Below are 10,164 nucleotides of genomic sequence, written 5' to 3'. Positions count from 1 at the left end.
GGGCCACCTCGTGCCGCAGCGAGTCGCCGATCGCCTCCAACGCGTGCTTGGTGGCCTGGTAATAGCCCCGACCTGGCGTCGCGAACAGCCCGAAGATCGACGACATCAGCACCACCCGGCCACCGCCCTGCTCCCGCATCCCAGGCAGGACCATCTGGGTGAGCCGGCAGAGACCGAAGACGTTCGTCTCGAACTGGGCGCGCACCTCGTCCATCGGGGTCTCCCCGATGGTGCCGTTGAGGCTGTACGCCGCGTTGTTGATCAACGTACCGACTGCGCCGTGCTCGTCGGTGATCCGTTTGACCGCGGCGGCCATCGACTCCTCGTCGGTGACGTCGAGATGCATCACGGTGATGCCCTCGGCGGCCAGATCGGCCAGCGCGTCGACGTTGCGGCCGGTGGCGTAGACCGGCCAGCCGGCCCGGTGCAGGCGCAGTGCGGCCGCCCGGCCCGAGCCGGATGACATGCCGGTGCCTGACGACGCACCGGTCAGCAGGATCGCGCGGGATTGTGTCACGACCGGACTCCTTCCCGACCGGAGGTCACTCGTCGCCCTGTCGGGCGATCCGGCTGCGGTCGGTCGACGTACCCAACCCGGTCGCGTCGACCAGCCGGTTGATGAAGGCGAACAGGCTGGCGCAGAAGACCGCCTCGAGCATCTCGGCGTCGCTCCAACCGGCGGCAGCGGCCCGTTCCCAGTCGGCGTCGGTGATCTTGTACGCGCCGGTGCTGACCTTTTCGACCAGCTTCATCAGCGGCCGGGTCCGCTCGTCGACCGGCAACTCCTCCGCGGTCGAGGCAGTCGAGACGGCTTCGACCAGCTCCTCGCTGCCGCCGAACTCGCTGAGGAACCAGCTGTGCGTGCCCACACAGTACGGGCAGCCGTTCAGTTTGGACGTCCAGGCCGAAATCAACTCTTTGAGGTCGCGGGGCAGGGTATCGCCCTTGAAGATTCCCCCGTAGCCAGCGACAACTACCTCGAGCAGCCGGGGATTGGTCGAGGTGAGCCGGAACATGTCCGGCACGAACGGCAGCCCGGTGACCGCCTTGATCTGCTCGTAGAGTTCGGCGGTGCGGCCTTCGGCATGCTCCTCGTCAATCAGCAGGACCCGGATTCCCGGCTGCTTTGTCGTCGTTTCCATTGAGTGTTCTCCTCAGTGGGTGAGCGGGTGCCGGGCCTGCCCGTGCGTCAACTCTCCACACCAGACCCGAACCGGGGACGACACCTGCCGTGCCAGCCGTGACGGTGGCGCACGGCGGAGCAGGGCAGCGCCTGTGGCAACGGTCGACAGGCATTTTGGTCGCCTCATGATGGCACGTGTGGCAGGGCGCCGTGCTCTCCCAGATTGCCTAGTCGGGGCACCTTTTTGAAGACCGGCGAAAGAGGAGCGCGATCTCCGATAGCTCTGGCTACGTGGCAGTATCAACCGATAGCCTGTCACCAATCAATTGGAACGGATGAGGTCATGATGCCGGGAAGTCTGATGCGTCCGGTGCTGAGCAGCCTGGGGCTGACTCAGATTCGCTACGTCTCCGCAGTGCGGCGAGGAAGGGCGAGTGGTCTCGTATCTCAGGTGTACCGACAGATGGAAGGCGACTTCGGGGTGCTCGCGCCGCCGGTGGCCCTGCACGCTGCGGCGCCCGAGATGCTCGCCGCGGCGTGGTTGGTGCTGCGCGAGACGTTGATCGTGCCCGGGCTGGCGTCCCGGGCGGCCAAGGAGGCGGTGGCCACCGCCGTTTCGGCCAGTAACGCCTGCCCGTACTGCGCGATGATCCACAACAGTGCGCTCACCGTGCTGGGTCCGCGCCGGCTCGACCAGCTCGCGACGGATGACCCGGAACTGGACGTCGTCGTCGAGTGGGTGATGTCGGTGGATAATCCCGGCAAGCCGGTCAATCCCCAGATTCCGGCCGAGCAGTTCGCCGACCTGGCCGGTGTGGCGGTGCTGTTGCACTACCTCAACCGGATGGTGAACGTGTTCCTCCGTGACATACCGCTACCGCCCGGGGTGCCGGAGTTCACGCTGCCGCCGGTGCTTTGGATACTCGGTCGGCAGATGGCCGCGGCTGCCCGGCAGGCGCACCTACCCGGTGCCGCCCTCGGGCTGTTGCCCGCCGCCGATTTGCCCGCCGACCTGTCCTGGGCGGCCGGCAACGACACTGTGGCCCAGGCGTACGCGCGGGCCTGCGCCGCGATCGACGACGCCGGCGCCCGCGCGCTGCCGGCGAACATCCGCGCCCTGGTGTCGGACAACCTTGCCCGATGGCACGGCGGGCCACGCGGGATCAGCCGGGTCTGGGTCGAGGAGCTGATCGCTCCGTTGCCCGCCGGCCAGCGGCCCTTGGCCCGGTTGGCGCTGCTGGTCGCCTTCGCCTCCTACCAGGTGGACCCTGCCGTCATTGAGCGCTGCCGACAGGTCGGCGCCAGCGACCGTACGTTGGTCGAACTCTCCTCATGGGCGGCGATGGCGGCGGCCCGCCGGGTGGGCAATTTGCTCCCGATGCGGGGGTAGGCGACATTCCGTTCGGACAGAAAGGGCATCGCCCAGTAATGCGGGTACCCGCTACGGATGGTGATCGACGCTCGGCCATTGATAGAGCAAGAACATCGAAATCTGGCCGCACTTATTGTCCTCGATTCATGGTAGGGTCTTAAGTCATCCAGACCGGTCAGGGCCTAGATGGTGGAGCGTTGTTCGACACTTCCTGCCTCCCGTGAGCCGTCGCGCAGCCAAGCAGCGTGTTGGTGATTACCCTCAGTGCATCACTGCCGTCAGCCGCAGTCAGGGTGGTGGTGGCACGGTGGTGCGTCTGAACTGGGGCAACAGGTTTGTGTCGATGCTCCCGGAATCCGTAATGGGTGACCAGCGCGCGAGCGCACTGTTCGAGAGGCGACCTCGTCGTCTACAGCCGAATGGAGTTGATCCGCAGTGCCTAACGCCGTCGAACGGGCTATTGCCATCATGTGGGACCGCTACCACGAGCCGCTCTCACTCGACGCTATGGCCGATTCTGCCTTTCTGAGTCGTTTCTACTTTTCTAGATTGTTTCGGTCCAAGACGGGCACGTCGCCCGGTCGCTTCCTGACAGCGATCCGGCTGTACAAGGCGAAACACCTGCTGCTGGAGACCGACATGAGCGTCACCGACATCGCCTACGCCGTCGGCTACAACAGTCTGGGCACCTTCATCAGCCGGTTCACCCGCAGCGTCGGCATCTCACCGGCACGCTACCGGTGGCTCGCCGAGCACGGCATCCCACAGCTGTCCCAGCCCCGGTCGGCCGGCAGCCGGCGAGCTGCCACGATCAGCGGAAAGGTCGTGCTGCCGCCGATCGACGTCCCAGTCAAGGTCTACGTCGGAGTGTTCGACAGCCCGATCGTGCAGGGGCTGCCCGCCGCCTGCGACATCCTCGAGGCGTCCGGCAACTACCTGCTCACCGACGTCCCGGAAGGCGAATGGTACCTGAGGGCAGCCGCGATCGCGCTGGACGACATTACCGCCCGCCCGTCGACCCGACGTCCGCTCGCGGTCGGCGCGCACGAGCCGCTGTCGGTGACGGTCGGCACCGATCTCACCGTCGACCTGGAGTTGCACGCCACCGGCGTCTTCGACCTACCCATCCTGATCGCACTGCCCGAGCTCGACGGGCACGTGACCGGTTCTCGTGGCCGTCGGTCCCGTAGCCGTGACGAACGGCGCGTCGCCGGTCGGACCCGGGTGGTCGGCGCGATCCGATCTTGACTTCCTCCCCGCCCTAAAGGACTCCGTTGGGGAACGGCCAAGACATGATGTACCGCCTGTCAGCCGGCGAGGTCGAGTTGGGTGAGGTGACTGGTTCTGGTGCGGCCGAGGGCCGTGTCGGTGAGCCATGCGTCGATGCGGATGACGTTGACGGCAGTCGCGGCGAGGAGGTGACCGAGGTGGTACCTGAACGCCCGCTTCACGGTTTCGGACACAGTCGACAGTTCAGCGATTCGGTCGTGAGTCGTGGGGTTGGTGTGCGGTGGACGCCGATCCGCCTCGGCGGCGGATCGACTTTCCCTGTCCTGCTCCGCAGGGGTTCCGTTTCCTCCCCGGCCGCAACGCCGGAGTATCCACGGAAGGACTCTGATGACCCGAGGGCCTGCGGTTGCCCGGCCGGCGGCACATGCTGCCGGCCGGGCAACCGAGCGGTGTAGCTCAGCGTCGTCTTCCACAGGTGCTTCGGATACGTGTTGCCGCAGGTGCATCAAGAGGCACCTGCGGCAGCAAGCTCAATCGCGTAGCGCCGACCAGATGAGGTGACACCGCCCTCACGGGGGTACGCACCAGGACCCGGGCGAGGCAACAATCCCTGCGTCAGTGACGCTGGTCGCTGCCGTCAGCGGCCGGGGACGACGAACGGTCCCCAGGTGAACGCCGTGATCCACGGTGCCGGGTCGGCGTTCCAGCGCAGCGCGCGGATCCGATCCTCGGTCAGCCGGCCGGACATCGCCTGGTAGACGTCGTGCCAGGAGCCGGCGACGGTGGCGGCCGGCGCACCATCGCCGACCGGCCACTGGCCGAGGTCGGTCTCGACCCGCAGGGCCGGCAGGCCACGGTTGCGGGTCGACAGCGAAAGTCCTTTCGCCAGGATGCCCATCGCCACCGGCAGCGCCGGGTGCTCCGGCGCCGGCGGATCCATCCCGAGCGCCTGACGCAGATCCAGCTCATGGGTGAACGCGTCCATCACGAGGATGCCCCGCCGGACGGAGAACGGCTCGCCGAGGAACTGCTCGACCGGCCCGCTCAACCGCGTCCAGTCGTCGAGAAGCTCGCCGATCCCGCCAGCCGGCAGCGGTGCGGTCGCGCGGTCCGCCGGCAGCAGCGAGAACTGGACGCCGGCCGCCGGTCCGCCGCCGGTGCCTTCCGCCGCCGCCTCGCCCGAGGTGATCCGCTCATGCACCCGGGCACAGACCTGGACCAGGTGGCTGGCCAGGTCCGCGATGTTCCAGTCCGGACAGCCGGGTACGGCTGCGGCCAGGTCCGGCGAACCGGCGGTGAGTAGCTCGGCAACGTTCCGGCGGACCTGCCGGTACCCGGCCGCAGCCGGTCCGGCCGGGGTCGGCCCGGCGGGATCCGGCCCGGCGCCCGAGACACCCGACTCGGCGCGGACGGAGTCGCTTACGGACATGGTTGCCTCCCTGGTACGGCCGTGTCGCCACGGCGGATCACTGTCGGTCGGGCAATGGCCGTCCGGCCGGGTCGGTCGACGCCCGCCCGGCCTGCCCGGCGGAGAGCCGCCCGGTCCGGTGCAGCCAACGCACCGTGTCGGCGACCGTCCGGTCGAACGGGCGGGCGGGCGGTCCGATCAACGGCGCGTCCTGCGGAGGGTGGGCCGCGCAGGCGCAGACGTAGCAGGCTCCGTACTCGGCCGGGATATGCCACGGCCAGACCCGTTGCACCAGGTCGGTGAGCCGGGCGAACGGCAACATCGCCCGAGCCGGCAGAAACACCGTCGGCAGCCGTCGCCCGGTCACCGCGCGGACGGTGGCCACGTAGTCGCGGGTGCTGACATACCGTCCCGGCCCGAAGTGCCGGTCCAGGCCGTCGCTCGGCGCGGTGAGCAGCGCCGCGTGCAGGGCGGCGGTGTCGCGGACGTCGCCGGCCGGGAAACCGCCGGTCGGCCAGACCGGCATCATGCCGCGCAGCACGTACCGCAGCCGGGCGGTCTGGTCGCCGATCTTCGGGTCGTCCGGACCGAGCAGCGCCGGCGGGTAACTGATCACCACCGGCGCGCCCTGCTCCTGGTGCCGGCGGGCGATCCGTTCCGCCGCCGCCTTGCTGGCCAGGTAGGGCTCGCTGGCGACGCCGACCGGTGAGCGCGGGCCGAGCAGCGAACTCGGGCCGCGCGTAGCGCTCGGGCCGAGCGGCGAGCTGGCCGCCGGCAGCAACGCGCCCACCGTGGACACGTACACCGTACGGGCCACCCCCAGGTCACGCGCCGCCGCCAGCACCAGCTCGGTGCCGCGTACGTTGGTCCGCCGGGTAGCGGCGTGCCGCCGGCTGTCGAACGAGTAGATCGAGGCGGCGTGCACCACCGCGTCGGTGCCCCGGACCGCCCGGTCGACCGCGTCCGGGTCGGTGACGTCACCGACCACCACGTCGACCGCCGTGTCGGGCACCCCCAGTGGCGCAACCGCCCGGGCCACCCCGGCCGCCTCGCGGGCCAGCACCCGGACCCGGTGGCCGGCGGCGACCGTCGCCGCGACCGTGTGCGCGCCGACGAATCCGGTGCCGCCGGTGACCAGGACCAACATCGTCCCCTCCATTTGGAATCCACCCATGCGCCACGGCCGGATATCGTGCGCCGACCGGGCCGATAGCGGCGCCTGAGCAAAACAAATCTCCCGCACCGGCGTGGAGTGCCAGTACAGGTCGTCGCTCGGTGTGTCGTACGACGATTTCGTTGGTGTCTGTCCGGTCCGATCGTGCCCCTTCGAGTGGCGGTGGTCTTCTCTCATAGTGCCGTTGTTGACGCTATCTATCCGCAGGTCACAGGGCAATCGGGGAGTGGCGGCCACACGGTCACACCGGGACGATCAATGATGATGCTTGTCTGATCTGGATGAATGGGAGCGATAGGTGACCGGAATCATCCGAGGACTCCGGCAACGAGTCCTGACCCCTGACATTTCGCAGACCCGGGTATCCGTTCGCGGCTTCCACGACAAAGGGCCGGAAGTAGTTGAGGTCCTGGAATCCGTCGGTGCCGCGTTCCTCGCCGGGCTCTCCTCGGCCGCCGGCGCCCGGCGGGTCACCGACGTCGACACCGACCTCGCTCCGCTGCCGACCCGCTTCCAGGGGTTCGCCTACGAGGGCGCGGCGATGGGCTTCGCCCTGGTCGACGCGATCACTCCGGGGAAACCCCGACGCAGCGCCCAGTTCCTCGCCGGGACCGGTGACCGGCATGTCTACATGGCGTACGTCGGCATCGGCTGGGCGATGGCCCGGCTGCCCCGGTTCCTCTGGGGCCGGGCCAGCGCCGCCGCCACCGACCCGTTGCTGCGCTGGCTGGTGCTCGACGGGTACGGCTTCCACCAGGCGTACTTCCACACCGCCGAGTACGTCGTCAACCGGCGGACGGTACGCGGCTTCCCCTGGCCGCCGGAAGGCCCGACGTGGTACGCCGACCGCGTCGTCGACCAGGGCATCGGCCGGGCCATCTGGTTCGTCGCCGGTTCCGACCCGGCGCGCGCTGCGGACCTGATCGACGCGTTCCCGGCCACCCGGCACCAGGACCTGTACAGCGGTGCCGGCCTGGCCGCGACTTACGCCGGTGGCGCCACCGAGGAGGAACTCGCCCTCTTCCTGCGCCGCTCCGGTGACCATGCCCCGTTCGTCGCCCAGGCCAGCGCGTTCGCGGCCCAGGCCCGGATCCGTGCCGGGCTGCTGACGCCGCACACCGAGCTGGCTACCGAGGTGTTCTGCCGCACCGGCGCGGCCGAGGCGGCCAAGATCACCGACGAGGAGATCCCGCCCGTCACGGCGGAGTCCGACCTGCCGGCGTACGAGGCCTGGCGGTGTGCGATCGCCGCACGGTTCCGCGCTGACGTCGGGGCGCAGCCGTGACCGCGCTCGCCGACCAGCCCAGCCGGCTGCGTCCCCCTGGGCCGTCACCCTGGTCGGCACCGGCCCTGCTGGCCCGGATGGCCCGCAACCGGCTGGACGTGATGCGGTCGGTGTCGGCCCGCTACGGCGACGCCGTCCGGCTGCCGCTGGGGCCGAAGACGCTGTACTTCTTCAACCACCCCGACCACGCCAAGCACGTGCTTGCCGAGAACCCGGGCAATTACCACAAGGGGATCGGGCTGGTCCACGCCCGCCGTACCCTCGGCGACGGCCTGTTGACCAGCGAAGGCGAGCTGTGGCGCAAGCAGCGCAAGACGATTCAGCCGGTGTTCCAGGCCCGGCGCATCGCCCGACAGGCCGGCGCGATCGCCGAGGAGGCGGTCGGGCTGGCCGACCGGCTGCACACCATGGTCGGCCGCGACGAACCGGTCGACATCCGGCACGAGATGACCGACCTGACCCTCGGGGTGCTGGGGCGGACGCTGCTCGACACCGACCTGAGTGAGTTCGGCGGCATCGGCGACGCGTTCGAAGCCGTCCAGGACCAGGCCATCTTTGAGATGATGTCGCTGGGCGCGGTGCCGACCTGGGTGCCGTTGCGCCGGCAGCGGCGGTTCCGTCGCGCCCGCGCCGAGTTGCAGGACGTCGTCGACCAGCTGGTCGCCCGGCGACGGGCAGCCGGTGGGATTGCCGAACGCGACGACGTGGTGTCCCGGTTGATCGGATCGACCAGCGAGGAGGCCGACCCGCGGGTCGGCCGGCAGCGGATGCGCGACGAGCTGGTGACCCTGCTGCTGGCCGGCCACGAGACCACCGCCAGCACGCTGACCTGGGCCTTTCATCTGCTCGACCGGCATCATGACGTCTGGGAGCGGGTGCACGCCGAGGCGGTCGAGGTGCTCGGCGACCGGACGCCGGTCTACGAGGATCTGCACGCGCTGCGGTATACCGCGATGGTCGTCGACGAGGTGATGCGGCTCTACCCGCCGGTCTGGCTGCTACCCCGGATCGCCCAGGGCGACGACGTCGTCGGCGGCTACCACGTGCCGGCCGGCGCGGACCTGGTGCTCTGCCCGTACACCCTGCACCGGCATCCGGAGTTCTGGCCGCATCCGGACCGGTTCGACCCGGACCGGTTCGATCCCGACCGCGGCACCGACCGGCCCCGGTACGCGTATATTCCGTTCGGCGCCGGCCCGCGGTTCTGCGTCGGCAACAACCTGGGGCTGATGGAGGCGGTCTTCGTGATCGCTTGCGTGGCGCGCCGGCTGCGGTTGTCGGTGCAGCCCGGCTACCGGTTGGTCCCCGAACCGATGCTGACCCTGCGGGTCCGGGGCGGCCTGCCGATGCGGGTCCACGAAGCCTGACCGGCCGCCCATCTGACGCAGCCGGCGCTCGCACCTGCGAGCGCCGGCTGCGTCGTGTCCGGCGGTCGACCGCGGCGCCGTTGAGGTTGACAGGGGCCGAGCCGAGCACCCATGAAAGGACCGGGCGGTCCCGCTGCGCGCGGGACCGCCCGGTCGGGTGGCGGGTCGGATCAGCCTCGGTCGGCGACCTCGACGAAACGGCCACCGTGGAACAACAGCGCGTCGCGGCTATCGCCGCGGCCGGTGCCCAGCACCGAGCCGAGGAAGATGGAGTGGTCGCCACCGTCGTAGACGGCGGCCAGCTTGCACTCCACCCAGGCCAGGCTGCCGGAGATGATCGGGGCGCTGGTGTGCCGCCCCGCCCAGTGGTCGACTGTCTCGAACTCCCGTTCGTCCCGCGGTCGGGACGAGCTGGCGAAGTAGCGGGCCAGCCCTTCCTGGTCGGAGCCCAGGATCGACACCGCGAAGGTGCCCTGGGCCAGGATCGTGGCGTGCAGGACAGCGGTGCGCTTGACACACACCAGCACCAACGCCGGGTCCAGCGACACCGAGGTGAACGCGTTCGCGGTCATCCCGTGTGGCAGGTCGGTCCCGGACGTCACCAGGGTGACGCCGGTGGCGAACATGCCCATGACGGTCCGTAGCTCGGCGTGGTCGCCCCTGTCCGTACCGTTGGAACCGGCCGGCACGGTGCCCGGCGCGGTCTGCTTGTCAGTAGCCACGGTCAGCCCTCCCTGACGTCTTCGAGCACCCGGCGCTGCCCGTTGCCGTTGCCGCCGCTGACGGCGTAGTGCGACAGCGCGATCCGCAACGGGTCCGGCACCCGGGCCGGGCGGGTGCCGGTGTTCGGTCCGCGCATGCACGCGATCCGCTGCCGGCCGCGGGCGACCAGTTCCTCGAAGCCGTCCCGCAGCCGGACGTAGTCGAACGCGAAGCCGATCTGGGTCTGGGTCAGGTCCTCCAACCGCATCCGGATCGACAGCTCGTCGAAGGCGCTGATCTCGGCGAAGAACTCACACTCGCACTTGAGGGTGAACAGCTTGAGATCGTCGCGGATGTCGGCCAGCACCTCCGGCGCGCGGTCCCGCAGGAACATCTCCCGGCACCGGCCCTGCCAGCGCAGATAATTGACGTAGTAGACGTTGCCCACCAGGTTGGTTTCCTCGAAACCCACCAGGTGCCGGTACTCGTAGTAGGACTCCATG

The 10,164-nt window shown here is 69.5% G+C and carries 11 protein-coding genes; 4 read left to right on the top strand and 7 right to left on the bottom strand.

Annotation, left to right across the window (positions count from 1 at the left end):
• Both ACFHWS_RS26635 and ACFHWS_RS26630 read right to left on the bottom strand, forming a co-directional pair.
• Positions 1-517, bottom strand: a 517-nt coding sequence (locus ACFHWS_RS26635; protein WP_416569373.1) for an SDR family NAD(P)-dependent oxidoreductase, incomplete at its 3' end; no start/stop codon positions are given.
• Positions 518-542: 25 nt separating this feature from the next.
• A complete protein-coding gene (locus tag ACFHWS_RS26630) occupies positions 543-1,142 on the bottom strand; it encodes a carboxymuconolactone decarboxylase family protein (RefSeq protein WP_416569372.1) in 600 nt (199 codons plus the stop codon).
• 444 nt (positions 1,143-1,586) lie between these two features.
• Here ACFHWS_RS26630 and ACFHWS_RS26625 point away from each other — a divergent pair, with 444 nt between their 5' ends.
• Positions 1,587-2,513 (top strand): carboxymuconolactone decarboxylase family protein, encoded by a 927-nt coding sequence (locus tag ACFHWS_RS26625; protein ID WP_416569371.1) that lies wholly within the window; start codon positions 1,587-1,589, stop codon positions 2,511-2,513.
• A gap of 450 nt (positions 2,514-2,963) precedes the next feature.
• Complete coding sequence (locus ACFHWS_RS26620) at positions 2,964-3,743, top strand: helix-turn-helix transcriptional regulator (RefSeq protein ID WP_416569376.1); 780 nt, start codon at positions 2,964-2,966, stop codon at positions 3,741-3,743.
• Between the two features lie 59 nt (positions 3,744-3,802).
• Here the strand turns inward: ACFHWS_RS26620 and ACFHWS_RS26615 are convergent, their stop codons facing one another.
• From ACFHWS_RS26615 to ACFHWS_RS26605, 3 genes are all read right to left on the bottom strand, one after another.
• Positions 3,803-3,958 (bottom strand): hypothetical protein, encoded by a 156-nt coding sequence (locus ACFHWS_RS26615; protein WP_416569370.1) that lies wholly within the window; start codon positions 3,956-3,958, stop codon positions 3,803-3,805.
• A gap of 404 nt (positions 3,959-4,362) precedes the next feature.
• Positions 4,363-5,154, bottom strand: coding sequence for a maleylpyruvate isomerase family mycothiol-dependent enzyme (locus ACFHWS_RS26610; protein ID WP_416569369.1), 792 nt, complete (start codon positions 5,152-5,154; stop codon positions 4,363-4,365).
• A 37-nt stretch (positions 5,155-5,191) separates the two neighbouring features.
• Positions 5,192-6,280 carry an SDR family NAD(P)-dependent oxidoreductase gene (locus tag ACFHWS_RS26605; protein ID WP_416569368.1) on the bottom strand — a complete coding sequence of 363 codons (1,089 nt, stop codon included), beginning with the start codon at positions 6,278-6,280 and terminating at the stop codon, positions 5,192-5,194.
• Positions 6,281-6,605: 325 nt separating this feature from the next.
• Between ACFHWS_RS26605 and ACFHWS_RS26600 the strand changes: the two genes are divergently transcribed.
• Positions 6,606-7,592: a DUF1702 family protein gene (locus tag ACFHWS_RS26600; RefSeq protein ID WP_416569367.1), complete on the top strand. Its 987-nt coding sequence runs from the start codon at positions 6,606-6,608 to the stop codon at positions 7,590-7,592.
• A complete protein-coding gene (locus ACFHWS_RS26595) occupies positions 7,589-8,959 on the top strand; it encodes a cytochrome P450 (RefSeq protein ID WP_416569366.1) in 1,371 nt (456 codons plus the stop codon). The genes ACFHWS_RS26600 and ACFHWS_RS26595 overlap by 4 nt, the downstream gene beginning before the upstream one ends.
• Positions 8,960-9,129: 170 nt before the next feature.
• Here ACFHWS_RS26595 and ACFHWS_RS26590 read toward each other — a convergent pair whose 3' ends face one another.
• Together ACFHWS_RS26590 and ACFHWS_RS26585 are read right to left on the bottom strand one after the other, a co-directional pair.
• On the bottom strand, positions 9,130-9,591 hold the full coding sequence (locus ACFHWS_RS26590; protein ID WP_416569375.1) for a flavin reductase family protein: 462 nt from the start codon (positions 9,589-9,591) through the stop codon (positions 9,130-9,132).
• A gap of 92 nt (positions 9,592-9,683) precedes the next feature.
• On the bottom strand, positions 9,684-10,163 hold the full coding sequence (locus ACFHWS_RS26585) for an acyl-CoA thioesterase (RefSeq protein ID WP_416569365.1): 480 nt from the start codon (positions 10,161-10,163) through the stop codon (positions 9,684-9,686).
• Position 10,164 lies beyond the last annotated feature (1 nt).

It is taken from the genome of Micromonospora sp. LOL_013 (genome assembly GCF_048060315.1).
Taxonomy (GTDB): domain Bacteria; phylum Actinomycetota; class Actinomycetes; order Mycobacteriales; family Micromonosporaceae; genus Micromonospora_E.
This window is presented reverse-complemented; position numbering and strand designations above follow the sequence as displayed.